Origin of the sequence: Rubrivirga sp. SAORIC476, assembly GCF_002283555.1 — a bacterium.
Lineage (GTDB): Bacteria > Bacteroidota > Rhodothermia > Rhodothermales > Rubricoccaceae > Rubrivirga.
In genome coordinates this window covers 66,405-91,977 of the sequence record NZ_MVOI01000012.1, presented here as the reverse complement: position 1 = coordinate 91,977, position 25,573 = coordinate 66,405, and the positions used below count along the sequence as shown (strand labels likewise).

Genomic DNA, 25,573 nt, shown 5'->3' with positions numbered 1-25,573 from the left:
CCTGCCGCCTCGACTCCGCTTTTTCTCGACCCCCGACTTCTCCCGTCGTCCCGACGGCATCTCCCCCCGACATGGCCCACGACCCCCACGACCCCCACCTCGACGCGGCCACGGGGATGGTCCCTCTCTCCGAGGACGATCTCGACAACGACCCCAACACGCCGTCCAAGCGCCCCCTCTGGGAGCGACTGCTGGGGCTGTTCCTGACGATGGCGGTCTTCGTCGTGGCGCTGGAGCTGATGGGGGACGGCATCAAGGCCATCGGGCAGGGCAGCTTCGACCTGGAGGGGTTCCTGCGGACGGCGACCGGCAGCCCGCTCCTGGGGCTCATCACGGGCATCCTGGTGACGAGCCTCGTCCAGTCGTCCTCCACGACGACCTCGCTGGTGGTGACGCTGGTGGCGACGGGGACGCTGCCGGTGCCCGCGGCCATCCCGGTCATCATGGGCGCCAACATCGGCACGACGGTCACCAACACCATCGTGTCGATGGGCCACATCACGCGGCCCCAGGAGTTCAAGCTGGCGATCGCGGGCGCGACCGTCCACGACTTCTTCAACTGGATGGCGGTCCTGATCCTGCTGCCGCTGGAGATCCTCTTCGGCGTGATCTCGACGCCCGCGCTGGCCATCGCCGAGGCCATCCCCGGCGTCGACAGCGGAGGGCTGGGCAAGACGCCGTTCGATCAGCTCGCCAAATTCCTGTTCGAGAGCGTGTTCGCGGAGAACGGCTGGATCACGGCCGCCATCGGGCTGACGCTCCTGTTCATCGCGCTCCGCTACCTGGTCGTGTTCCTGAAGTCGCTCGTGCTGGGCCGAAGCGAGGGGGCGCTGGACCGCTACGTGTTCGGGAATCCGATGGTCGCTATGCTCTTCGGCATGGTGCTGACGTTCATGGTCCAGTCCTCGTCGGTCACGACGAGCCTGGTGATCCCGCTCATCGGCGCGGGCGTGCTGACGGTCCGCAAGGTGTTCCCGTACATGCTCGGCGCGAACGTCGGCACGACGGCGACGGGCATGTTCGCGGCGGCCATCGCGATCACGAGTGGCGAGCCAGCGGCAGTCGCCGGCCTGGAGATCGCGATCTGCCACACGTTGTTCAACGTGTTCGGCATCATCCTGATCTACCCGATCCCGTTCATCCGCGAGATCCCGATCCGGATGGCCGAGTTCGTGGGGGAGCTGGCGTTCAAGAACCGGCTCTACGCGGTCGCCTACGTCGCCGGGCTCTTTTACATCCTCCCGGTGATCCTGGAGCTGATCTTCTAGGCGGGACCGGTGAGGTACGGGGTACGAAGAGGGGCCGGCCAGCCGTACCCTGTCCCTCGTCCCTCGACCCCTTCGATGCGCCTCGTTCTCTGCCTCGCTTTCGCCGTCTCCGCCTGCGCCCAGCCGACCGGGTCGTCCGTCGGAGAAACCGAGCCGTCGCTGCGCCGCGCCGACTCCGCGATCACCCGAGCCGCTCCGCTGTCCGCGGACACGGTCGCGGTGGTGGACCACGTCATCCCGCTGGGGGAGGGGGCCGTCACCGTGCGCGTCCGCCTCGACGGTCAGCAGCCCGGCCTGCTCCACGCCCTCAACCTGCACGACGACGAGAGCACCTCGGTGGAGGCCGCCGCGGAGGTGATCGCGCGGCGCGGTGGGCGCGTGGTCGAGGTGGTGCACTCCGGCGACCGCAACGTCACGTTCCGCGTGGGCGGCCGGTCCTACGAGGCCGACCCCAACCGCATGTTCACCGAGGCGGGCCGGGCGCGGACGCTGGGCGCGCTGTCGAGCAACGACCCGGCCGCCGAGGCGGCGCTGGAGGCGTTCGCGGACTCGGTGCTGGCGCTCTACACGGCCGTCCGCCCGGATGTGGTGGTGACGCTCCACAACAACACGCCCGACAACTACTCGGCGCGGTCCTACGAGCCGGGCGCGCAGTACGCCTCCGACGCGGCGGCGGTGACCGTCCACCCGGGCTCCGACCCGGACGACTTCTTTTTCGTGACCGACCGGGCGCTCTATGACGCGCTCGTCGGCGAGGGATTCAATGCCGTTCTTCAGGACAACGACGCGGCGACTGACGACGGATCGCTGTCGGTCTGGGCGGCGCGCGAGGGCGTGCCGTACGTGAACGTGGAGGCGCAGCACGGGCACCGCGCGGAGCAGGCGGCCATGATCGACGCGCTCGTGGACGTGCTGGAGAACCGACGGTAGGCCGGGCCGGTGGACCCCGGACGGGGGGGGAGCCGTAGGGGAGGTCCTCTCTGTTTCTGCCCCCTCATGCTCCGCTCTACGTTCGCCATCGTGGCCCTCCTCATCGTCGGGGGGCTCGTCGCCGCCGCCCTTCGCTCGACCGCCGACCCGGAAGGAATCGAGATCCCCGACCCCATCGAACGGGACCTCGGCGACATCCTCGCTCGCGACACGGTGGTCGCGCTGACCTCGTACACCTCGACGAGCTACTTCCTGTACCGCGGCGAGCCGTTCGGCTTCGAGTACGAGTTGCTGCGCGACTTCGCGGAGGACCAGGACATCGTGTTCGACATCCGCGTGGTGCCGCGCGACAGCCTGCTCTACTACCTCAACGCGGGCCTCGGCGACGTGGCTGCGGCACGACTCCAGCCGGTCGAGGAGGACACGTCTGAGTTCGGGTTCACCCGCAACCTCTACGAGACCCAGCCGGTGGTGGTGCAGGCCTCCGGTGCCCTCGACACCACCGAGGTGGTCACGCCGGAGATCCCCGCGGCCATCGCCGAGCGCGAGGAGACCCTCACGGATGTCCCCGCCGAGCCCCTGACGATCCGCGCGCGGCCCATTCGCCGGCCGGCCGACCTCGCCGGGCAGGAGGTCTTCCTCCCCAACGACGACCCCTACATCACCCGCCTCGTGGAGCTGGAGGACCAGATCACGGGCAGGATCCAGGTGGTGGAGGTGGATACGACCAGCGAGGCGCTCATCCGCAACGTCGCTGTGGGCAACATCCAACTCACGGTGGCGCAGGAGAACGTGGCGCGGCTGGAGGAGGGGTACTACGAGAACCTCGTCGTCGAGCCCGCCATCGGGGCGCCGCACGGCGTCGCCTGGGCCGTCCGCGACAACGCGCCGGAGTTGCAGGCCGCGCTCGACGCCTGGATCGTGGAGAACCGAGAGTCGCGCCGCTGGAACCAGCTCTACCGCAAGTACTACGTGGACCGCCAGGGCTTCCGGGACCGCATCGAGACCGGCTTCCTGACCGCCGAGACGGGGGTCCTCTCGGGCTACGACGACCTCCTGAAGCGCTACGCGCCGACGGTCGGCTGGGACTGGCGGCTGCTCGGCAGCCAGATGTACCAGGAGAGCCGCTTCGAGCCGCGGGCGCGGTCGTGGGCCGGGGCGATGGGCCTGCTCCAGATCATGCCCGGCACCGCCAGCGACCTCGGCCTGACGGACCCCTACGACCCGGAGGCCAACGTCGAGGCGGCCGCCCGCTACCTGAAGTGGCTGGAAACGCACTACTGGGGAGACACCATCGCGGACCCCACGGAGCGGGTCAAGTTCATCCTCGCCAGCTACAACGCGGGCGCGGGCCACGTCATGGACGCCCAGCGCCTCGCTGAGGCCGAGGGGGGCGACCCGACCTTGTGGGAGGATGTCGCGTTCTGGCTGCTCCAGAAGTCGGACCCGGCGGTCTACAACCGGCCCGAAGTGCGCCACGGCTACGCCCGCGGCCTGGAACCCGTCCACTACGTCTCGATCATTCTGGAGCGCTACGCCCACTACCAGCAGTTCGTGGAGGGGGAGGAGGGCGCCGAGTCGGTGCCGAGCCAGGACCTGCCGAGTTGACCCGGAGCCAGCGCAGGGCGCCCGGATTCGCCCCGGCACGGACGAGCTCTCGCCCTGTGCAGGCTTCGCGGCGCCGCTAGTTTCTCTGAGCGTCCCACCTCCCTCGTATGATCGACTTCGATACCCCCGGTGCCCGCACCGCTCTGAAAGAAGCCATGACGGACGCGCTTCTGGAGAACCGTGACTGGTTCCGCGAGCTCGTCCAGGAGGCGCTCCTCGAGGTGGCCACCGCCGAGGCGCGGCGCGAGGCCGACCTGCGCGCCGCGCACGCCGAGCGCCAGCGCCCCCACGCCGTCCCCCACGGACAGGCCTGACCGTCAGTCGGCCTTGGAGCCGAGCCACGCCTCCCGGAACGCCCGGATGTCCTCTGTCACAGGCTGTCCGACGGCCTCGAAGGGGACCAGCTCCAGAGTCGGGTCCGCAGCGAGCGCGACCCGGGCCGACTTGACGGCGCCACGCTGCTCGAACGTCACCGTCGCCATGTCGCCCGGACGCGCGGCTGCGAGTGCCTCGGCGAGCGCGCCGGGCGAGCCGAGCGGGCGGCCGTTCATGGCGAGCAGCCGGTCGCCGGAAGCGATGCCCGCGGCATAGGCCGGGGTGCCGGGCGGCACGGGCGCGATCACTCGGAGGCCGTCGCCGTCCGCGTCGAGACCGAGGCGGCCGAGGAAGGCAGCCTCGGAGGCGGCCGGGCGGAGCATGAGGCCCGCGGGCGCGACGAGGGCGGCGTAGTCGAGCACGTCGCCGTGGTCGACGTAGCGGTCGAAGAACGCGGCGGCGAAGGCCGCGTCCCCGCTCACCTCGCCGAGAACCGCCTCCAGGTCCGAACGGGTGTACGTCCGGGCGGGCGTGGTCGCGTTCTGGTGACGGCCGAACTGCTCCCACATGGCCCGCATGTAGTCGTCCAGGGTGACGGCGTAGCGCTGGCGGAGCAGCAGGTCCAGTCCCAACCCGAGCACCTCGCCCCATGAGTAGTACGAGACGAAGGTGTTGGCGTAGTTCGTCTCGTCGATGGCGACGGCGGCGTCGACGAACGTCGCCATCTCGCTCATGTCGGCTGGGCCGCGGGTGGCGCGGGCGGGGGAGAGGAGCACGTAGTTGAGCGTCCCGGTCAGGTCGGCGGCGTAGGCGTCCAGCGACATCGCCCCGGCGCGGACACGGGTGAGGCCGTCGTAGTAGCTCGTGAAGCCCTCCCCGAACCACAGGTTCTCGGACGGGTTGGCGCCCTCGAAGTCGAACGGCTCCAGCGCGGTGTCTCGGAGCCGCTCCATGTTCCAGGCGTGGAAGTGCTCGTGGGCGAGCGTGCCGAGGACGCGGAGGTCGCCGCCGTCCGCCAGCGAGAGCGTGCTCGTCAGGATGGTCGAGTTGCGGTGCTCCATGCCGTCGCCCGCGACCCAGGGGAGGTAGTCGGCCAGGAACAGGTAGCGGCCGAAGTCGAAGGTGGGATACTCGCCGAAAACGGCGGCCTGCTCTGCGATCACGCGCCGGGCGAGAGCCGCGTAGGCGACGCCCTCGGCGTCCGTTCCGGTGTGGTGGAGGGCGATCTGGTACGTCTGCCCGCCCTGCTCCCAGGCGAGCAACTGGTGGTCGCTCAACTCCAGCGGCGAGTCCATGAAGTACGCGAGGTCGGGCGCGGTGAACGTGTGCGGGTCCTCCGTGGGGAGGAGCTGGGTCGCGACGCGCCAGTCGTGGATCGGGTCGACGGTGAGGCGGACGGGCCGGTCCTCCAGGCCACGGGCCCACGCGAAGGCAGCGGGCATGTTGTAGTGCGCGTGCGTCGAGTCGACCCCGGCGTACGTGCCGTCGGCGCGGTTGCTGTAGAGCGTGTACCGGAAGCGCACGGTGCCGTCGTGCCCGGCGACGCGCCACGCGTAGGGCGTCGGGCGGGTGACCTCCAGCGAACGCCCGGCGCCGTCGATGGCCGACACGTCGAACACGTTCTTGGCGAACTCGTGCATCGCGTACCGCCCCGGCGAGGTGCGACTCATGACCACCTCGGCGGGCACGTCGCCGAGACCGGGGAAGGTGACGACGATGCGCGTCTCGTGGGCGGCGGCGTGGGGCCACGAGACGTCGTAGGCGACCGGCTGGGCGGCGAGCGACCCGGCGGCCAGGGTCAGCAGGAGGGCGGAGGCGAGGCGGAGCATCGGGGCGGGGAGGGCGACGCCGAATGATAGGCCTCTGCGGGGCTGCCCTTCGCCTCGGGGAACGTCGCCTGTGCGGTGGCGATAGGTGCGGCCCCTCCCGACCTCGCCGTGTCCCGCCTCGTCCTCCTCGTCGCCGCCGTTCTCACGCTCTCTGCCTGCTCGGGCGACGGCCGGACGCCCCTGCTCGTCTACTCGCCCCACGGCAAGGAGATGCTGCGCGCCTACGAGGAGGCCTTCGAGGCCGCCAACCCGACCGTCGACGTGCAGTGGATCGACCTGGGGAGCCAGGAGATCGTCGACCGGATCCGTGGCGAGCGGGCCAACCCGCAGGCGTCGGTCTGGTGGGGGGCGCCGCAGACCATGTTCATGGAGGCCGCTGCCGACAGCCTCCTCCAGCCGTTCGCGCCCTCCTGGGCCGACGCCCTGCCCGCCTCGGCGAAGGACGCGCAGGGGCGCTGGTTCGGCACGTACCTGACGCCCGAGGGGCTGCTCTACAACTCCGACGCGCTCCCCGAGGCGGACGTACCGGCCGACTGGGACGCCCTCCTCGACCCCGAGTGGGCCGACCGCATCCTGATTCGCTCGCCGCTGGAGTCGGGCACGATGCGGACCATCTGGGGCGCGCTCATCCTCCGCCAGCCGACCGTCGAGGACGGCTACCGCTGGCTCGCACGGCTCGATGTGAACACGAAGGGCTACGCGGCCAACCCCAACCAGCTCTACCTCCGCATCTCGCGCGGCGAGGCCGACCTGACGCTCTGGAACCTGCCCGACACGTACCTCCAGGCCCAGACTTACCCCTTCGGCTTCCACGCGCCGACGTCCGGCGTCCCGGTGCTGGTCGACGCCATCGGCATCCCGGCGGGTGCGCCGCAGGCGGATCTCGCGCGCCAGTTCATCGAGTTCGTCACCACGCCCGAGGCGCTGCTCCTTCAGGCCGCCGAGTACCACCGCATCCCTGCGCGGACCGACATCCCGGCCGACCAGCTTCCCGACTGGATGGCCGACGGCACGTTCACCCCGATGGACCTCGACTGGGACCGCCTCGCGAGCGAAGGCCAGGAGTGGATGCAGGTCTGGGACGAGCAGATCAAGGGCCGCGGCGCCGCCTACCTCGCGGAGAACGGGGAGTGAGGAGGCCTCGCGGCTTGCGATGTGCGAGGGGCGCGCAGCCAAGGGCTCGATGTCGCACCTTGTCTGATCGCTGACTGCTGACCCGATGCGCTCCATTCTCCTCGTCGCCCTCGGCGGTGCCCTCGGTGCGGTGGCGCGGTACGGCGTCGCGCTAGCCGGGCTGCGGTGGGGCGGTCCGGGCCTTCCGTGGGGGACGTGGGGCGCCAACGCACTCGGCTGCCTCCTGATCGGGTTGGTGCTGCCGCTGGTCCGCCACGACGACGCGCGACTGGCCGGGGTCGTCGGCTTCCTGGGTGCGTTCACGACGTTCTCGACCTACAGCGCCGATACGGTGCTGCTGTGGGAGACGGGGCGGCGAGGGCTGGCGGTGGCCAACGCAGCCGGGAGCGTGCTCGTCGGGCTCCTGTTCGTCGGGCTGGGTCTCGTGATCGGGCGCCGCCTCGCAGCCGGCTGAAGGATTCGGAGCGAGGGCCGCGCTCGTGGAGAGTGCGACCTTGCCGGTGTCGCCCGTCCGTCGGATCTTGCCGACTCTCTCTCGTCCGCTCCCACCGTCCCGTGGTCCGTTCCTTCCGTCTGTTTCTCGCCCTCGCCGTCGTCGGCCTCGTCCCGCTCGCGGCGACTGGTCAGCCCGCGACCGCGGAGATGATCCCGGCCGCGGAGGCCGCCTTCCAGAACGGCCTCGCGTCGTTCCGCCAGGGGGAGTACGCCGAGGCCGAGCGCCTCTTCGACCGCGCGGCCGACGAGTACGGCTTCAACGAGCGGACGACGGCGGCCACGCTGATGTCCGCTAAGGCCGCCTACGCGGACGGCGACTTCGAGAGTGCCATCGCTGCGGCGACGCGCCTCGTCAGCCAGTACCCGAACAGCCGCTACGCCGAGGACGCGCGGCGGGTAATCGGCCTCGCCACCGACGGCGGTCCGAGTGGGCGCGGTCGGCCGTTCGACCTGGGCATCGTGCTGCCGGTCGCCGGACCGGACGGCTACCTGGGGCAGGCCCTCTTCAACGGCATCCGGATCGCCGTCGACGAGCGCAACGCGTCGGGGCAGGGGCGGCCGGTGCGGATGATCTTCCGCGACTCGCAGGGCACGGGCGACGGGGCGCGGGCAGCGGTCGAGGGCGTCGTGGCCGAGGGCGCCGACGCCGTCGTGGGGCCGCTGTTCAGCGACGAGGCCGCGCCTGCCGGGGAGGCCGCCGAGGCGGCCGGGGTGGTGCTGATCGCGCCGCTCGCCACCGACGAGGCGGTCGGGCAGGGCCGCCGCTTCGTGTTCCAGGCCAACCCGACCTTCCCGGCGCGCGGCCGGGCGATGGCGCGCTACGCGGTCGGCCGCCTCGGGGCCAGCCGCCTCGGCGTCGCGTCGGAACGCGGCACCCTCGGGGCCGACATGGCGGCGGCGTTCGCCACCGAGGCGGCCCGCCTCGGCGCCTCGGTCGGCTTCCAGACGGCGCTCGCCAGCGCCGCCGACTGGGAGGACCTCGACCGTGAGGCGGGCGCGTCTGCGTTGCAGGCCGTCGACGCGGTCTACCTGCCGGTGACGGGCCGCGACGCGCCCCGCTACGCCGCCGACGCGCTCCGTGCCCTCGACGCGCTCAACCGCGCGCCCCGTCCGCTGGGCAACACCGAGTGGGAGGGGCTCTCGACCTCGACCGCTCGTGCGAGCCGCCTCGGCGCGGTGTTCACGCAGGACTTCTTCGTCGCGCCGGGCGCCGCCGACGCGTTCGGCCGTCGCTACCGCGAGCTCTCCGGTATCGGCCAGGACCGGCTGGCCCTGATCGGCTACGACATTACCCGCTTCCTCCTCTCGACGATGGACGCCGCCGAGGGTGACCTCGCCGACGGCATCCGCAGCGCGTCGCTGTATGACGGCATCGGCCACCGTTTCCGCTTCGGCGGCGGGCAGGTCAACGAGGCCCTCTACGTGCTCGGCTTCCGCGACGGCCAGGCGGTGCTGTTGGAGTAGGAGGGCGGAACGCAGCCGGTGGGCACCGGCAGAGCGGTCTTTGGGGCGGATGCCATCGGGCAACCGGTGGAGCAGTCTGACGTGCCTGCCAGTTCGCATTTACCGGTTCTCGCGTGCTGCGAGCCCCGTCTTCGCCGGTTCTCGTCGGCGCCGGGGGAGGAGGGGGCGCGAGATTGGGATGCAATACGCCATCCTCGGTCCCGTTCGTGCCCGCATCGCGCCTCGCCACTCTCCGACCGTTCATGACTTTCCGCTCCGGGCTCCTCGCCCTCGTCGTCGTCGCTGTCTCCGGCTGTGGTGCCGGCCCCACGACGTTCGGAACGGCCCAGGAGGCGTATGACAGCGGCGTCGAGGCCGTCAGCGAGGGCAAGCACGGGCTCGCCGCCGAGCGCTTCCGCGCCGCTCTCGACTTCGGCCGCACCTCCGAACTCGCCGACGACGCCCAGCTTGCGCTCGCGCGCGCCTACGCCGCCGACGGTCAGCACCTGCTCGCAGGCAGCGAGTTCACGCGCTTCATCGAGTTCTACCGGACCGACCCGCGCATCGAGCAGGCGGCCTTCGAGCGGATTCAGGCGTACGCGGAGCTGAGCCCGCGCTTCGAGCTCGACCAGACCGACACGCGGCAGGCGCTGAGCTACATCCGGATCTACCTCCAGCAGTACCCGTCGAGCCCCAACGTGCCGGCCGCCGAGGCGCTGGCGGCAACCCTCCGGGAGAAGCTGGCCCGCAAGCTGTACGAGGCCGGGCGTCTGTACGAGCGCCGCGAGTACTACGAGGCCGCCGTGATCGCCTTTCGTGACGTGCTCGACGAGTACCCGTCCAGCGAGTACGCCGACGACGCGCTCCTCGGCGCCGTCCGCGCCCAGGTGACGTACGCGGCGGGCAGCATCCCGGACCGCCAGCAGACTCGCTACCGGGCGGCGCTCGATCTGTACGACCAGCTGACGACCCTCTTCCCGCAGAGCCCGACCCTCGGCCCGGCGCAGGTGCTCTACGACCGCGCCTACGCAGGCTGGCGCGCGAGCGGCGGCGCGGAGACGGCGGCGGAGTAGGGTCGGAAGACCGGAGTCGCGGACCGGGCCGGCGCGCCCGGCCGCCTCGGGACGCCCGTGGGAGGCGTTGGCCAGGAGCAGCGCGTGGGGGAGTCCCAAGGGTTCTGGCCGAGCCTGAGTACCAGGACGGACGCCGCACTGGGGACACCCCCATCGGCGTCCGGGGTCTGCAGTCCGCGTGTGGGCGGAGGGGCTGCGTCGGGTAGCACGGAATCCTGTGGGTGGGTTTCTTCTTTCGGCCTCCGCCCCCCTGCGTGACCTCGCCGGTCCGAGCGGCGGCTCTTGATCTGCCCCCTCGGGGAGCCCCTCGCCCATGCCCTTCGACCCTGACACCGTCTCCCGTGCCCAGGCCGGTGACGCGGCCGCCCGCGACGCATTGCTCGCGGCGGTCACGGTCCCCATCCGAGCCTTCTTCCGCAGCCGCATCGGCGGCGCGCCCGAGGTGGACGACCTCGTGCAGAACGCGCTCATCCGCGTCCACCGCGGCCTCGATGCCCTCCAGCGCACCGACCGGTTCAAGGCCTTCGCCATGAAAGCCGCCCTGTTCGAACTCCAGGACTTCTACCGCGGGCGCTACTCGTCGCGCGAGGCGCTCTTCGACCCCGACCTCCCGACGCCGGGCTCGGTCGGCGCCGAGGACGTGGGGCTCCGGCTCGACCTGGATGCGGCGCTCGCCGCCCTCACCGACCACGCGCGGACCATCCTGGAGATGCGCGAACTCGGCTACCCGTACTCCGACATCGCCGAGACGCTCGACACCACGGAGGCGGCCGTAAAGATGCAAGTCAAGCGGGCCTTCGAGAAGCTCCGCGGCCTCCTCGCCGACGGTACCGCCGCCACCCTCGTCCTCGTCGTCCTCGCCGCTCTTGCGGCCTGACTCCTCCCACCATGAGTGACTCCGACGCCATCGCCTTCTTCGACGCGCTCCCCCCGGACGAGCGCGCCGCCCTCGACACGGCCCTGCGTGAGCAGCCTGCCCTCGCCGAGGCGTTCGCCCGCTGGCAGAGCCTGCGCGCGGGGGTCCGCGCCGAGCTGGCGCGTGACCTTCCAGATCGGGCATTGCTGGTGCTCTACGCGCTCGCCGACGACGATCTCCTGACCGACGACGAGCAGGCGCAGGTCGACGCTGCGCGTCCGGCCATCGACGCGGCGCTGGCCGCGCACCCTGGCTTGGCGGCGGCCGTCCGCCGCATCCGTGCGGACCGGGACGCCTTCGAGGCCGCCTGGGCCGACGCCATGCCGTCCGCCCCCGAGGCCGTCCCGGCGCGCCCCGCGCACGCTTCGCGCCTGGCCGCCGACCGGCCTGCGCTCCGCGCCGCCCGCCCGACGCGCTGGGTGGTCCGCGTGGCGGCGATGCTGAGTGTGGTCGCCTTCGGCTCGCTCCTCACCTGGATGGCGATGCGGGATGCGGGCTGGGAGACCGTGGCCGGGGACCAGACGGTCACCCTCGCCGACGGCTCCACGATCCAACTCGCCGAGGGCGCTCGCCTCCAACTCTCCGAGGACGACGCTCGCACGGCCCGGCTGCTCGGCGGCCGGGCGCTCTTCCGCATCGTTCGCGACGAGGCCCACCCGTTCGAGGTCACGACGCCCAATGCCGAGGTGATGGTGCTCGGGACCACGTTCACCGTCGAGGCCACCGAGGCGGAGACCGACGTCACGCTCGTCAGCGGCGTCGTGACCCTCCAGCCCCGCGCGACGCCCGATGCGGCGGTCCGCCTCGCGCCCGGCGAGCGGAGCCGCGTGCTCGCGCTCGACGCCCCGACCGCGCCCGAGGCCGCCGATCTCGCTGCGCTCGCCTGGACAGGCACCGTGTTCTCCAAGGAGCTGACCGCGGGCGAGATCGCTCGGCGCCTCGGCGTCGCCTTCGACACGTCCGTGGCGGTCGACTCGGCCCTGGCGGGGGAGGCGGTCTCCGGCGAGTTCGGCGCCGACGGCCTGGAGGACGCGCTCGACAAGCTGGCGCTCGTCCTCGGGGCGCGCGTCGAGGCGGACGGCGCCGGGTTCCGCATCGTCGAGTAGCGACCTGACCCGGCCCGGATGCGGAGGGGCGGGGGCCGTCCGTTGAGGGCGTCTCTATCCTTCGCCGATGCGCCTCGCTCCCTCCATCGCCCTGCTGCTGGCCGTGCTCGCCCTGGGCGCGGCACGCCCGGCGGCGGCGCAGGCGGAGGTCGAGTTCGTCTGGGTGAGCGCGCCCCTCTCGGAGGCCCTCTACGAACTCGCCGAGGCGACCGGCCTCGAACTCGTGTTCGCGCTCCGCCTGGTTGAGGACGTCCGCGTGAGCGGCCGGTACCGCGCCTCCGACGACCCGGACCGCGCGCTCCGGTACCTGCTCCGGGGAACGGGCGTCCGCGCCGAGCGCATCCGGGAGGGCCAGTACGTCCTGATCAAGGAGCCGCTCAACCTCCGGCCCGACATCGAGACGACCCGTGAGGCCTACACGGGCACGCTCGACGGTCGCGTGGTGGACGCCGAAACCAACGTCCCGCTGATGGGCGCCCACGTCTGGCTGGTCGACATCGGCCTGGGCGACGTGGTGACCTACGACGGCGCCTTCGCCGTGCCCGACCTGCCGACCGGGCGCTACGTCGTCCGCGTGTCGCACGTCGGGTACCGGCCGGTGCGGCTGGAACTGGATGTCTTCCCCGACTCGCCGCGCCTGCCGCCGACCATCCGTCTGCAGGCGGAGGTCATCGAGACGCCCGACACGCCGGTCGTCGCCGGTCCCGACCCGCCGGGGCCGACGCCGGGCATGACGGAACTGACGCCTCGTGAGACGACTCAGCAGGCGGCGGCCATCCCCTACGCCCTGGGCGAGGCCGACCTCGCGGCGACGCTCTCGTGGCTGCCCGGCCTGACGCGGACCGGCGGGGCGTCGGGCGCGCTCGTCGTCCGTGGCGCCGACCCGGCCCAGACGTTGACGATCCGCGACGGGGTGCCGCTGTATGAGCCCTGGCACGCCTTCGGGCTGTTCTCGGCGTTTCAGCCCGAGGCGCTCTCCAGGGTCCGCTTCCACCGGGGCTCGCTGCCCGCGCCGCTGGGCGGCGGCCTCGCGGCGGTGCTCGACGTGGAGACCACGAGCGCACTCGCGGGCGACACGCTCCGCACGCTCGGCCTCGGCGCCGTCGCCGCTCGTGCCGTGGCCGACGTGCCGCTGGGCGACCGGGTTGGCGTACACCTCGGCCTGCGGCGCTCCGTGCTCGGTTCGCTCCTCGCGCCCGGCCTCCGGGCCGAAGGCGGCGCGTGGGTCCTCGATCCCACCGGGGGGCGCCCCTTCCAGCGGGGGGGAGCGGACCCGAGCGTCGCGTTCGGAGACGCGACGGTCAAGCTGAGCGCAGCCGTCGCGCCAACGGCGCACATCGACCTGTCCGCAACCCTCGGGACCGACCGCGTCCGCGTCGACCTGCCCGGCCAGCGGGGGCGGCTGGACTACGGCTGGCGGACGCACACCGCGTCGGCACGGTACCAGGGGCTCCAGGGGCAAACGACCCTGCTGACGGCGCTGGCGTACCGGACTGGCCACACGTCGTCGGAGGACCGCGCGTTTCAGCGCGGGCTGGCGCAGACGGAGCAGGTCCTGGTGGAACACGGGGTCACGCTGGATATCGACCGGTTCGTGTCGCTCGCCCATCAGGTGCGCGCCGGGGTGCAGGTCGCGCACCGCGAGGTGACCGGGACGCTGGCCGATGGGATGCGAGAGGAGGCGGGACAGCAGCGCGTGGCCGAGGCGGCTTTGTATCTGATGGACACATGGCGCCCGGGCGAGGGCTGGCAACTCCAGCCGGGCCTCCGCGCCGAAGCCCGCGTGGACGACGGTCGTGTGCTGGGGCTCGACCTCAGCCCGCGTCTCTTCGCGCGGTGGTCTCCCGACGCCGACCGGCTGGTCGTTCGAGGCGGGGTGAGCCGGCAGACGCAGGCCGTTCAGCGTGTCCGCGATCGCACCGAGGGGCGCTACGCACTCGCGGCGTCGCGGTGGCTGCTCACCGACCGGCAGGTCCCGCTCGCCCGCGCGTGGCAACTCGGAGCGGGCGCGGAGTGGGCGCCGTCGGACCCGCTCGCCTTCAGCCTGGACCTGTACGGTCGTCGGTCGACGGGCCTGCTGGAGCCGATCCTCGGAGCCGACCGCGAGGCGGGTGTGGACCCCGCCGACCTCCTCGCCACACATCCGCCCCACGACGGCCGCGGGGCGGGCGTGGAACTGGCGGCTCGCCTGAACCGCGGCGAGTGGACGCTCGGCTTCAGCGGCGCGCTCTCGCGGACCGAGGTCCGGCCCGAGACCGGCGGGGCGTGGCGGGCGTCCACGTACGACCGTCCGGTCACGCTTGGGCTCCTCGCCCAGCGCAACCGTGGCCCGTGGACGGCCGCCCTCCGTCTCGACGTGGAGTCGGGGCTGCCCCGAGAGAACGGCGGGCGCGACGTGCCGCAGGTCCGCGCGAGCGGTGCGCTCGGCGCCCATGCGACCCTTCTGGGCCTCCGGTGGACGGCCCTGGCCCAGGCGACGGCTCGGCCCTCGACGCCGTCGGCGTCCGCAGGCGTCGGGGATGCAGGCCTGCCGCTCGCCGCTGACCCGCGCGGCCTACCCGGCTGGCCCATCCTGAGCCTCTCGGCGCGGTGGTAGAGCGGCCAGGGTGAGGACGGGTGCCAGAGTGCCACACCGCCGTCGTGCGGACCGCGTAATCTGGGGGCCCGCCGATCTCGCCGACCCGATGGCCTTCAACTCCCAGCGCCGCGAGCGCCCCGACCCCGCCGATCTCGATCTCGCCGACGGGACCATCACGCGCGTCGCCCAGCAAAAAAAGGACCTCGACCGGGCGAGCATCTACATCGACGATGCCTTCGCGTTCGGCCTCGCGGTGGACCTCGTGATCGAGGCCGGGCTGCGAAAGGGCGTCGTGTTGACGGCCCAGCAGCAGCGCGACCTGCTGGTGCGCCAGGAGGTGTTCGCCGCCAAGGCGTCCGCGCTGGCCGGGCTCTCGCAGCGGGCCCGAACCACCGATGAGGTCCGGCAGTCCCTGCTCCGGAAAGGCTTCACCGAGGCCGTCGTCGAGGACACCGTCGCGGCCGTGGAACGCATCGGGCTGGTGGACGACGAGGCCTACGCGAAGGCCTTCGTCCGCGACCGATTCAACGGGCGGGGCTACGGCCCGGCCCGGCTGCGACAGGACTTGATGCGGAAGGGCGTCGGGCGGTCCGTGATCGATGCGGCGCTCGACGAACTGACCGAGGCGGAGGACCTGGGCGAGGAGGCGCGCGCGCAGGCGGCCAAGAAGTGGCGCTCGCTCGCGTCGGAGGCGGACCCGCGCAAGCGGCAGAAGAAGACCCTCGACTTCCTGGTGCGCCGCGGGTTCGGCTTCGACACGGCCCGGGCGGCCGTCGAGGCGGCCGCAGCGGGGGAGGCGTCGGACGAGTGGGGCCTGTCGTGACGCCGCACGCCCTCCGCCTCGGCGTGGTCGCGGCCGCCGGGCTGGTGCTGGCCGTCGGCGCGGCGTTTCCGGCCGTGGCTGCGGTGCGGGTCGGGGCGGCCATCGACGGCGGGATGGTGGCCGACGGGGCGATGGCGGCGGCGCTCCCAGCGCTGGGCCTCCTGTGGACGCTGCGCCTGGCTCGCGACCACCGGCTCGCGACCTGGGCCGCGCTCCTGGGAGCCCTGCTGACCCTCGGGCTGGGCCTCGCTCTCTACGTCGCTGCGCTCCGCTCCGGTGCTCGGCCGACTGCTCCTGTACTGGCCGTCGTGTTCGTGCCGGTCCGACAACTCGCCGCCGTCGCCGTCGTCGCCTGGGTCGTGTGGACAGCGCGCAAGACCCGCTGATGCAGGCCTGGCGCCGGGAATGTTCCGTCTGAACTCACCCGGCGGCCCCGCCGGGTTGCTGATCTTCTCCGAACTCCGAACTCCGAACTCCGAACTCCCATGACCGACCCCGCTCTCGACGCCCAGCAGACCGCCGAGGCGGTCGCCGCCATTCGCGCGCAGACCGACCTCCAGCCGGACCTCGCGCTCGTGCTCGGCTCCGGTCTCGGCGCCCTCGCCGATGACATCGAAGACGCCGTCGTGATGTCGACTGCCGACGTGCCTCACTACCCGGCGTCGACGGTCGAGGGCCATGCGGGGCGGCTCGTCTTCGGAACACTGGAGGGGAGGCCGGTGATGGTGATTCAGGGGCGCGTCCACGCCTACGAGGGGCACCCGCTGCGGTCGGTCGGCTTCCCGGTCCGCCTGGCTCACGCGCTGGGCGTGCAGGGCATCGTGCTGACCAACGCGGCGGGCGGCATCAACCCGGCGTTCGGGCCGGGCACGCTGATGCTGATCACCGACCACATCAACCTGTCGTTCCTGAACCCGCTCGTCGGGGCGGTCGGGGAGGGGGAAGTTCGGTTCCCCGACATGTCCGACCCGTACGACGAAACGTGGCGGCTGCAGGCCCGTAACATTGCGATAACACAGAAAATTCCGTACCGTGAGGGGGTGTATGTGTGGACCTCCGGTCCCTCCTACGAAACCCCCGCTGAAATCCGCTTTTTCGCCCGTGCCGGGGCTGACGCCGTCGGCATGAGTACTGTGCCCGAAGCCCTGCAAGCCGCCGCCCTCGGCCTGCCCGTCCTCGGGATCTCGACCATCACCAACCCCGCGGCCGGCCTGCAGGACACGCCCCTCGACCACGCCGACGTGCTGGAAGTGGGACGAAACGTCCGGGACCGACTCGCTACCTGGGTCCGCGGCATCGTCGCCGAGACTCGCCTCTGAGCGGGTGGATCCGGGCTCCTCCGGGAGACATGCCTCGGGTCCTATGCCTCGCTTCGCCGCTGCCGTTCTCGCGCTTCTCCTCGTCGCCCCGCTGGCCGCGGCGTCGAGCGATCCGCTCCAGGTCCACCTCTTCAGCGGAGTCGACCGAGAGGCGGTCGAGGTCGGCGGGCTGCTCCAGATCAACCTGGAAGTGCTGGCCGTCCCGACCAGCGAGCGAGCCCGCGGTGCGCTGGAGACGGCGTTCCGCCTGTGGGATGTCGGCGCGCAACTCGGGGATGAATTCGCCCTCGTCCGAGAGGGCGAGCCGATGGCCAAGACCACCGGGGACGTGGTGGAGATGCAGCGCCGGGTGATCGTGCGCGTGGTCGGCGCGGAGGTGGAGGCGGTGCCGCGGCTCTACCTGGAGGTCCCGCTGGGCGGACGGACGTGGTCCTTCGGCACCCGGCCCCACCCCATTCAGACCTACGCGGAGTCGACGCCCATCGACGGGGCCGAGCGGTCGGTGGTCGCGATCACGGCCGAGGTCGAGGTGGGCGGGCTCACGTTCGAGAGCATCGGCTCGGCGTTCGTGGTCGGCGACGACGCTCTCGTGACGGCCTACCACGTGGTGGTGGGCGCGCGGAGGGTGCGGGTGCAACTGCCGAGCGGACGCGAGATCACGCTGGGGCAGGCGTGGGCGCTGGACCCCGCCCGCGACGTGGCCGTGCTTCACCTGCCCGCGGACGTGCTCCGTCGCGAGGGACTTCGTCCGCTGGTGATCGCGCCTGAGGAGGCCGAGGGACGGGTTGCGTTCACGACAGGCTGGCCAGCCCGCGTTCGGCAGCGGACGGTCGCGGTCCGGTTCTCGGACCTCGTCCTCGACGACCAGCGCGTGCGGATGGCGGCCAACGCCGTGCAGCCGGGCGACAGCGGTGGGCCGCTCCTGGACGAATTCGGCCGCGTGCTCGGCGTCGTGGTGTCGGGGCGCCAGACGGGCGGCGTGCAGGACCTCCTCGGCGAGCCGATCTCGCTGGCCTCGAACCCGATTCCCGCGGTGCGCCAGTACCAAGCCGCCGAGCGGCCGGTCCGCCTGTCCCGGGCCCTGGCGGAGGCGGCGCGGACGCACCCGGCCGCGCGGGCCCACGCGGCGGTGGGAGCCATCCAGCTTCCGCTGCGGCGGTCGGGGTGGGACCAGCGTCCGCACGTAGCGTTGCTCCGGGAGGCGCTCGACCAGGCCCCGGACGACGCGGTGCTGCAGTACACGGCCGGGATGATGCTGGAGGAAGTGGGGGAGGACCGGCTCGCGGCGGGCGCCCTCGACGCATCGCGCCGGGCGGGCTACGTCCCGGCGGGGTACTCGCTGGCCCACCACCTGATGAGCCGGGGCGACCTCGGGGCCGCGGCCGACCTGTTCGCCGAAACAGCGTCCTCGGGTCCGTACCGCCGCCTCGCCGCCTTCGGGCAGGCACAGGCGCTCATCGGCATGGGCCGCTACGCAGACGCCGAGGACGCGCTGTCGACGGTCCTCGACCACGACGCCCGCTTCGCCCCGGCGCTCTACCTGCTCGGGATCGTCCGTCTGGCGCAGGGTCGCATCGACGAGGCGCGTGCCCTGACGGTCCGGCTCGCCGCCCGCCCCCAGTGGGCCGACGCACTCCGGCTGCCCGTCGAATCAGAGGCGTTGCGTCCGCCTGCGCTGGAGGTGCTCCCCCGGCTGGCCCTGCGGTAGCGGATAGGGAGCGCGCGGGTGACTCGGTCCGCCTCGGTGCCGAGGCGTACGGCTTCGCCTCACGCCCAAGAATGAGAAGTGAACCGCGGATCGCGGTCGGGGGGGCGGGGTAGGTTGCCGCATGCCGCTGCTGCCCCTCGTCCCGTACGCCGAGCGCCACGCCCGCCTCGGTGCCGTGCTCGACCGCCGCGCCGTGTTCGACGACGCGATCGAGACCTCTGTCCGCACCATCCTGGATGACGTCCGCCAGCGGGGAGACGCCGCGCTGCTGGACCTGACCGAGCGGTTCGACGGCGTCCGCCCCGACGCGCTGAAGGTCCCCGCTGCCCGTCTCGACACGGCGCTGGAGGCGCTCGACCCGGACCTGCGGCGCACGCTGGAGCAGGCTGCCGCCAACGTGCGCCGCTTCCACCAGGCCGAGATGCCTGCGTCGTGGTCGCACGACGACGGGGACGACGTGACGTACGGCCAGCGGATCTCGCCCGTCGAGCGCGCCGGACTGTACGTCCCCGCCGGGACGGCGCCACTGCCGTCGAGCGTCATCATGAACGCTGTCCCCGCGCTGGTGGCAGGTGTGGATGAGATCCACGTCTGCTCGCCCCCCGGTCCCGACGGCCTCCCGCACCCGCTGATCCTGGCGACGGCCCGGTTGCTCGGGATGGAGAACGTCTACGCCGTCGGCGGCGCCCAGGCCATCGGAGCGCTCGCGTTCGGCACCGAGTCCGTCCCGCGCGTGGACGTGGTGGTCGGCCCGGGCAACGCCTACGTCGCGACCGCCAAAAAGCTGGTCGTCGGGCAGGTGGGCATCGACTCCGTCGCCGGGCCGAGCGAGGTGGTGGTGCTGGCCGACGCGTCGGCCGATCCGACGTTCGCCGCGGCCGACCTCCTCGCCCAGGCCGAGCACGACGAGCGCGCGAGCGCCGTCCTCGTCACCCCCGATCGCGCCCTCGCCGAGGCGGTCCAGGCCGAGGTCGACCGCCTCGTCGCGACGCTGCCCCGCGCCGACGTGCTCCGCGCCTCGCTCCCTGCCTATGGCGCGGCCATCGTCACCGACACAATGGAGGACGCCCTCGCCTGCGTCGACGAGTTGGCCCCTGAGCACCTCGTCATCCTCTCGGACGTCGCCGACCCGCTCTGGGCGCAGATCCGTCACGCGGGCGCCGTCTTCCTCGGCCACCAGACCCCTGAGCCGGTCGGCGACTACTTCGCCGGTCCGAACCACGTCCTCCCGACTGGCGGGACGGCGCGCTTCGCGTCCGCGCTGGGCGTGGGGGTGTTCCTTCGCCGCCAGTCGGTGATTCGCTACTCCGCTGCCCGCCTCGGCCAGTCCGGCGAGGCCATCGCCCGCTTCGCCGAGGCCGAAGGGCTGGACGCCCACGCGCTCGCGGTACGAGTGAGGCGTGGAGGGTGAGAAGCCGTAGGGCCCATCCGGCGCGCCCTTCCTTCTGCCCTTCACTCATCCCCCTTTCCCCATCACCCTGATGCCCCCCATCCACCTCGTCCGTCCCGAGATCCGCGCCGAGCGCGCCTACCGCGTGCCCACCACGCTGGCGGCCGACGCGAAGGTGGACCAGAACGAGAGCCCGTACGACCTCCCCGCGGAGATCAAGCGTGCTGCCCTCGACGCGTTCGCCGAGACGCCCTGGAACCGGTACCCCGACGACCGTCCGCACCGGCTCGTCGCTGCCATCGAAGCGCGCGAAGGCCTCCCTGCCGGGTCCGTCATCGTCGGCCGCGGGTCGAATGAACTGTCGCACACGCTCGGGCTGTGCTTCCTCGGCGCCGAGACCCCCGTCGTCCTGCCGAGTCCGATGTTCGCGCTCTACGCCAGCGTCGCCCGGATGCACGGCGCGGACGTGGTGGACGTGCCCGCCAAGAAGGACCTCACGCACGACGCCGACGAGATCCTGAGCGCCGCCCGCCGCTCCGGCGCCCCGCTCACCATCGTCACGACGCCCAACAACCCGACCGGCCAGACGATCGCGCACGCCGACCTCGAACGCCTCGCCGAGGGCGTCCCCGGCGTGCTCGTGATCGACGAGGCATACCACGAGTTCCTCGACGGCCCGACGGCGACCGACCTGCTCAAGGCGCACGACAACGTCCTCGTGATGCGGACGTTCTCGAAGGCGTTCGGCCTCGCGGGCGTCCGCCTCGGCGTGCTGATGGGGCACCCCGACCTGATCCAGGAGATCGAAAAGTCGCGCTTGCCGTTTCTCGTCGGCCGACTGGGCGAGGAGATCGGGCTGGCGATCCTCGACCGCCGCGACCTCGTCGACCAGCGCGTGGCGGAGTTGATGGCCGAGCGCGAGGCGATGGAGGCGTTCTGCGAGACGCTGCCCGGCGTCGAGGTGCTCCCCGGCGCCGCCAACTTCTTCCTGTTGCGCTCGCCGCTCGACCCGAAGGACCTCCAGGCCCGCCTCGCCGAACGCGGGGTGCTCGTCCGCGACGTGACCGGCTACCCGGCGCTCGCAGGCCAGGACGGGCAACCCGGCTGGCTCCGCATCTCCATCGGCGCGCCCTCGGAGAACCAGGCCATCCGGGAGGCTCTGTCCCACGTGCTGCGTGAAGAGTAAAGGGTGAAGGGTGGTCCGGTGAGCGGTCCGCCCCGGCCCGACCGCGGTACCCTCCGATCCCCGAAGACGCACGCGCAGGCGTGCTGGAGGCATCCGGCCCTTCACCCGAGTCCTCTCACCCATCCTCCCATGACTCTCCTCGACGACCTGAAGTGGCGCGGCGTCCTCTACGACCAGACGCCCGACCTCGACGACCACCTCGCCGAAGGATCGCGCATCGCGTATTGCGGCTTCGACCCGACGGCCGACAGCCTCCACGTCGGCTCGCTGGTGCCGGTGATGGGGCTCGCGCGGCTCCAGCGGCACGGCCACACGCCCGTCGCGCTCGTCGGCGGGGGGACCGGCCTGATCGGGGATCCGTCCGGCAAGAAGGACGAGCGGACGCTCCAGACCCGTGAGCAGGTCGACGCCAACGTGGCCGGCATCCGCAAGCAGCTGGAGCGCTTCCTCGACTTCGAGGGAGAGCACGCCGCGCAGATGGCCAACAACGCCGACTGGCTGACGACCATCCCGCTGACCGACTTCCTCCGCGACGTGGGCAAGCACTTCACCATCGGCTACATGACGGCCAAGGAGTCCGTCAAGAGCCGCGTCGAGAGCGGGCTGTCGTTCACCGAGTTCAGCTACATGCTGCTCCAGGCGTACGACTTCCTGAAACTGTACGAGGAGCAGGGCGCGACCATCCAGCTGGGCGGCAGCGACCAGTGGGGCAACATCACGGCGGGCACCGAACTCATCCGCCGCGCGGCAGGGGGGAAGGCGCATGGCTTCGTGATGCCGCTCGTGACCAACGCGTCCGGCACCAAGTTCGGGAAGACGGAGGCGGGCACGATCTGGCTCGACGCCGAGCGCACGTCGCCCTACCGGTTCTACCAGTTCTGGTTCAACGCCGACGACCGGGACGTGATCAGCTACCTGAAGTACTTCACCTGGCTGGAGCGCGACGAGATCGAGGCGCTGGAGGCCGAGATGGAGGCCAACCCCGGACGGCGCGGCGCCCAGCGCGCGCTGGCCCGCGCCGTGACGACGCTCGTCCACGGCGAGGAGGCCACCGAGGCGGCCGAGCGGGCCGGGCGCGCGCTCTTCGGCGGCGACCTTGATGCCCTCGACGCCAAGGCCCTCGCGGAGGTCTTCGAGGAGGCGCCCTCCATCGAGCTTCCGGCCGACCGCTTCGACGGCGACGGCGTCGCGGTGATCGACCTACTGGTGGAGGCCGGACTGACGGCGTCCAAGGGCGAGGCCCGGCGCACCATCCAGGGCGGCGGGGTCCGCGTGGGCGACGACCGCGTCGAGGACATCGATCGCACCGTGACCCGCGCCGACGCGGTGGATGGCGCCGTGATGGTGTTGCGGAAGGGAAAGAAGTCGGTCGCTCTCGTCCGCCTCATCTGATCCGCTCCCGCTCCCGCCGATGCTCAGGAGTCGGCCGGAACGTTTCCCGCTGACTGTACCTTTCACGCCCCACTCGGACCGTCACTTCCCCTCCATGGACTACATCCAGGTCGACATCATCGGGCTCTCCACGAGCCCCTCGTCCGGGGGAGCCTACGCGCTCGTGCTCGGCGAGATCGGCGGCAACCGCCGCCTCCCGATCATCATCGGCGCCTTCGAGGCGCAGGCCATCGCGCTGGAGCTGGAGAAGATCCAGCCGCCGCGGCCCATGACGCACGATCTGCTGCGGTCGCTCTTCGAGACCCTCGGCGCGGACGTGACCGACGTGGTCATCGACGACCTCCGGGAAGGCACCTTCTTCGCCAAGATCCGCTACGTCTACGACGGCGAGGAGGCGACGCTGGACGCCCGGCCGTCGGACGCCGTGGCGCTGGCCGTCCGCACCGACGCCGACCTGTTCGTCGCCTCGGGCGTGCTCGACGAGGCCGGCATCCCGGCCGACGACGAGGGCGAGCCGGTCGAGTCGGACGCCGAGGCGGAGCCGTTCGAGGCCGCCGCGTCGTCGGCCATGTCCCGCCTCGACCGGATGGAGAGCCAACTCGAGAAGGCCATCGCCGAGGAGGACTACGAGGCTGCCGCCCGGCTCCGCGACGAGATCGCGCGGATGCGGGAGGGGAACTGAGTGATGGCGGATGCGCCCGGAGCGGTGGGGGAGACGCCTCCCGCCCTCGTCCCGTCCCGCATCACGTCGCTCCCGCCGGAGGCCCTCGGGGCGTCGGCGCTGCACCGGGCCACGCTGTCGGGTGACCCGGCCGCGCTCGCGTTCTACCGCTGGTCCCCGCACGACCCGGCCCACCGCGCCGAGGCGGCCCGCGTCGCTGCCGAGGCGGCGACGGCCCGCGGCGCTCGCGACGCTGTCGCCGACGTGCTCGCGGAGCAGAACCGCGCCTGGGGAGCCACCGACGCGGTGCTGGATCTCGTGGAGACCCTCCGCCAGCCCGACGCCGTGGCGGTCGTCACGGGACAGCAGCTGGGGCTGTTCGCGGGGCCGCTCTACACGATCTGGAAGGCGCGCAGCGCGGTCCGCCTCGCCGCTCGGCTGACGGAGGAGACCGGCCGCCCCGCCGTCCCGGTGTTCTGGCTGGCCGACGAGGACCACGACTTCGCGGAGATCCAGCGGGCCACATTCGCGGTGGGAGAGGCGGTACGCCATGTCGCCTACGACGACGGCCGACCACCGGAAGCCGACCGTGGTCCCGTCGGCCGAATGGTGTTGGAGGAGGCCGCCACGGACGCTGCGATCCGCCAGTTGGCCGACGCGCTTCCTGCTGGCCCGCAACGGGAGGAGGCACTCCGCCTCGCGCAGGACGCGTACGTCCCCGGCCGGACGATGCGGGACGCGTTTGCCGCCCTCTTCCGCGCCCTCGTCCCCGACATCGTCCTGATGTCGGCCGACGACGCCCGCCTCAAACGACTCGCGGCGCCGCTCTTCGTCCGCGAGGCGACGGCGTGGCCTGACACCCTCGCCCGCCTCGCCGAACGCTCGGAGGCCCTCGCTGCGGCAGGCTTCCACATCCAGGTCACCCCGACGCCCGTCAACCTCTTTGTGATGAGCGACGATGCGCGGACGCCTCTCGACCCGGTCGAGGGAGGCGGCTTCGTCCGGCGCGGACTGGAGGAGGAACTCTCGGCCGAGGACCTGCTCGCCCGCATCGACGCCGACCCGGCCTCGATCAGCCCGAACGTGGTCCTCCGGCCGCTCCTGCAGGACACGCTGCTGCCGACGGCCGCCTACGTCGCGGGGCCCGGCGAGGCGGCCTACTTCGCGCAACTCGGTCCGGTCTACGAGGCCTTCGGGGTGCCGATGCCGGTGATCGAGCCTCGGCTGAGCCTGACGCTCGTCGAGCCCGGTGTCGCGAAAGTACTGGACCGCTATGGCCTCTCCGTGCCTGACCTCGGCGCGGGCGCCGTCGACGCCCAGCAGCGACTGCACGCCCTCTGGCGTCGCCTCGCCCTCGACGCCACGGACCTCGACCTCGACGCGACATTCGCAGCAGCCACCTCCGCGGCGCTCGCCGCCGTGGACGCGCTCGAACCTGTTGTGGAAGAGGTCGATGGGTCGATGACCTCCGCCGTCGCTGCAGCGCGGCGGAAGGTCGAGAAAGCGCTGGCCTCGCTGGCGACCAAGACAGTCCGCGTCGAGAAGCGGCACCACGACGACGTGCGGGCGCGGCTCGCGCGGGCGCAGGCGGCGCTCTGGCCGGAGGGCGCGCTTCAGGAGCGCTCGCTCGGTCCGCTCGGGGTGGTCGCCCGACACGGCGCCCACGCCCTGACGGAACTGGCGGATGCCGTGCCGCTGGACGCCACTCTCCACCACGTCGTCCACACGTGACCGACCCCATCGCCCCGTTCTCCCCGCTGGTCGAACGCGCCATCGAGATCGCCGCTGAGTGGCACGATGGCACCTACCGAAAAGGCCGATGGACCGACCCCTGCGTCCTCGACGCCGACGGGCGGCCTGCTCGCGTGCCGGCCATGGCCCACGTCACCGCCGTCGCCATGACCGTGCAACGGACCGGGTGGAACGATGAGGCGGTCGCCGCCGCATTCCTCCACGACGCGCTGGAAGACCCCAACGGCCGGGGCGAGACGCTCGATCGGGAGACCCTCCAGGCGATGGTCGGAGAGTCTGTCGTCCGCATCGTCGAGGCCGTCAGCGAGCCGAAGGTGGACGCGGACGGGGGGTGGTTGCCGTGGCGCGTTCGCAAGGAGGCCTACCTGGCGTCCCTCGCCGCCGGCCCCACCGAGGCCGTCGCGGTGTCGCTGGCCGACAAGCTCCACAACGCCTACTCGATGGCGTCGAGCCTGGCGTGCGGGATCGACATCTTCACGTCCGCCCCGGGCCGCCGAGGCCTGTCGGCAGGCGCGGCCGACCAGCGCTGGTTCTTCGAGGCCGTGCTGGCCGAGAGCGGGTCGCGGGACGACCCCCGGCTGGGTGCGCTCCGCGACCGCCTTCAGGCCGAGGTGGACCGATTCGTCGCCCAGGCCGGGCTGGGCTAA

At 72.2% G+C, this 25,573-nt stretch carries 22 protein-coding genes; 21 read left to right on the top strand and 1 reads right to left on the bottom strand.

The features are described from left to right. Positions 1–71 precede the first annotated feature (71 nt). The 4 genes from B1759_RS17505 to B1759_RS17490 all read left to right on the top strand — a co-directional run bounded on the left by B1759_RS17505 (position 72) and on the right by B1759_RS17490 (position 4,120). The gene (locus B1759_RS17505) at positions 72–1,268 is read left to right on the top strand and encodes a Na/Pi symporter (protein ID WP_095516377.1); all 1,197 of its coding nucleotides are present in this window, start codon (positions 72–74) and stop codon (positions 1,266–1,268) included. 75 nt (positions 1,269–1,343) lie between these two features. After that, positions 1,344–2,198, top strand: coding sequence for a hypothetical protein (locus tag B1759_RS17500; RefSeq protein ID WP_095516376.1), 855 nt, complete (start codon positions 1,344–1,346; stop codon positions 2,196–2,198). A 66-nt stretch (positions 2,199–2,264) separates the two neighbouring features. Next, positions 2,265–3,806, top strand: a complete 1,542-nt coding sequence (locus B1759_RS17495; protein WP_095516375.1) for a transglycosylase SLT domain-containing protein — start codon at positions 2,265–2,267, stop codon at positions 3,804–3,806. 107 nt (positions 3,807–3,913) lie between these two features. After that, positions 3,914–4,120 carry a hypothetical protein gene (locus tag B1759_RS17490; protein WP_095516374.1) on the top strand — a complete coding sequence of 69 codons (207 nt, stop codon included), beginning with the start codon at positions 3,914–3,916 and terminating at the stop codon, positions 4,118–4,120. Positions 4,121–4,123: 3 nt separating this feature from the next. On the opposite strand, the gene B1759_RS17485 is transcribed toward B1759_RS17490, so the two are convergent. Continuing rightward, positions 4,124–5,950 carry a M61 family metallopeptidase gene (locus tag B1759_RS17485; RefSeq protein ID WP_095516373.1) on the bottom strand — a complete coding sequence of 609 codons (1,827 nt, stop codon included), beginning with the start codon at positions 5,948–5,950 and terminating at the stop codon, positions 4,124–4,126. A gap of 108 nt (positions 5,951–6,058) precedes the next feature. Here B1759_RS17485 and B1759_RS17480 point away from each other — a divergent pair, with 108 nt between their 5' ends. The 17 genes from B1759_RS17480 (at position 6,059) to B1759_RS17400 (ending at position 25,573) form a co-directional block, all read left to right on the top strand. Continuing rightward, positions 6,059–7,084, top strand: a complete 1,026-nt coding sequence (locus B1759_RS17480; RefSeq protein ID WP_198948998.1) for an extracellular solute-binding protein — start codon at positions 6,059–6,061, stop codon at positions 7,082–7,084. A gap of 85 nt (positions 7,085–7,169) precedes the next feature. After that, positions 7,170–7,538: a CrcB family protein gene (locus B1759_RS17475; protein WP_095516372.1), complete on the top strand. Its 369-nt coding sequence runs from the start codon at positions 7,170–7,172 to the stop codon at positions 7,536–7,538. 101 nt (positions 7,539–7,639) lie between these two features. Next, complete coding sequence (locus tag B1759_RS17470) at positions 7,640–9,043, top strand: ABC transporter substrate-binding protein (RefSeq protein ID WP_095516371.1); 1,404 nt, start codon at positions 7,640–7,642, stop codon at positions 9,041–9,043. A 242-nt stretch (positions 9,044–9,285) separates the two neighbouring features. Then, a complete protein-coding gene (locus B1759_RS17465) occupies positions 9,286–10,095 on the top strand; it encodes an outer membrane protein assembly factor BamD (protein WP_095516370.1) in 810 nt (269 codons plus the stop codon). Between the two features lie 313 nt (positions 10,096–10,408). Continuing rightward, positions 10,409–10,972, top strand: a complete 564-nt coding sequence (locus tag B1759_RS17460; protein ID WP_095516369.1) for an RNA polymerase sigma factor — start codon at positions 10,409–10,411, stop codon at positions 10,970–10,972. A gap of 11 nt (positions 10,973–10,983) precedes the next feature. Continuing rightward, positions 10,984–12,117: a FecR family protein gene (locus B1759_RS17455; protein WP_095516368.1), complete on the top strand. Its 1,134-nt coding sequence runs from the start codon at positions 10,984–10,986 to the stop codon at positions 12,115–12,117. 67 nt (positions 12,118–12,184) lie between these two features. Beyond that, positions 12,185–14,713: a TonB-dependent receptor gene (locus B1759_RS17450; RefSeq protein ID WP_095516367.1), complete on the top strand. Its 2,529-nt coding sequence runs from the start codon at positions 12,185–12,187 to the stop codon at positions 14,711–14,713. Between the two features lie 88 nt (positions 14,714–14,801). After that, a complete protein-coding gene (locus tag B1759_RS17445; protein ID WP_095516366.1) occupies positions 14,802–15,518 on the top strand; it encodes a regulatory protein RecX in 717 nt (238 codons plus the stop codon). Continuing rightward, positions 15,515–15,904, top strand: a complete 390-nt coding sequence (locus B1759_RS17440) for a hypothetical protein (protein ID WP_143537466.1) — start codon at positions 15,515–15,517, stop codon at positions 15,902–15,904. The genes B1759_RS17445 and B1759_RS17440 overlap by 4 nt, the downstream gene beginning before the upstream one ends. A gap of 99 nt (positions 15,905–16,003) precedes the next feature. Further along, entirely contained in the window at positions 16,004–16,837 is an 834-nt protein-coding gene (locus B1759_RS17435; RefSeq protein WP_095516364.1) for a purine-nucleoside phosphorylase, read from the top strand. Positions 16,838–16,880: 43 nt separating this feature from the next. After that, positions 16,881–18,545 (top strand): serine protease, encoded by a 1,665-nt coding sequence (locus B1759_RS17430; RefSeq protein ID WP_095516363.1) that lies wholly within the window; start codon positions 16,881–16,883, stop codon positions 18,543–18,545. Between the two features lie 127 nt (positions 18,546–18,672). Further along, positions 18,673–19,956, top strand: a complete 1,284-nt coding sequence (hisD, locus tag B1759_RS17425) for a histidinol dehydrogenase (protein ID WP_369811383.1) — start codon at positions 18,673–18,675, stop codon at positions 19,954–19,956. Between the two features lie 70 nt (positions 19,957–20,026). Further along, on the top strand, positions 20,027–21,121 hold the full coding sequence (locus B1759_RS17420) for a histidinol-phosphate transaminase (protein WP_095516361.1): 1,095 nt from the start codon (positions 20,027–20,029) through the stop codon (positions 21,119–21,121). A gap of 129 nt (positions 21,122–21,250) precedes the next feature. Then, the gene (gene tyrS, locus B1759_RS17415) at positions 21,251–22,513 is read left to right on the top strand and encodes a tyrosine--tRNA ligase (protein WP_095516360.1); all 1,263 of its coding nucleotides are present in this window, start codon (positions 21,251–21,253) and stop codon (positions 22,511–22,513) included. Between the two features lie 94 nt (positions 22,514–22,607). Further along, complete coding sequence (locus B1759_RS17410; RefSeq protein WP_095516359.1) at positions 22,608–23,195, top strand: bifunctional nuclease family protein; 588 nt, start codon at positions 22,608–22,610, stop codon at positions 23,193–23,195. 3 nt (positions 23,196–23,198) lie between these two features. Then, the gene (gene bshC / locus B1759_RS17405) at positions 23,199–24,905 is read left to right on the top strand and encodes a bacillithiol biosynthesis cysteine-adding enzyme BshC (RefSeq protein ID WP_095516358.1); all 1,707 of its coding nucleotides are present in this window, start codon (positions 23,199–23,201) and stop codon (positions 24,903–24,905) included. Further along, on the top strand, positions 24,902–25,573 hold the full coding sequence (locus tag B1759_RS17400) for an HD domain-containing protein (RefSeq protein WP_095516357.1): 672 nt from the start codon (positions 24,902–24,904) through the stop codon (positions 25,571–25,573). Before bshC ends, B1759_RS17400 begins: the two co-directional genes overlap by 4 nt.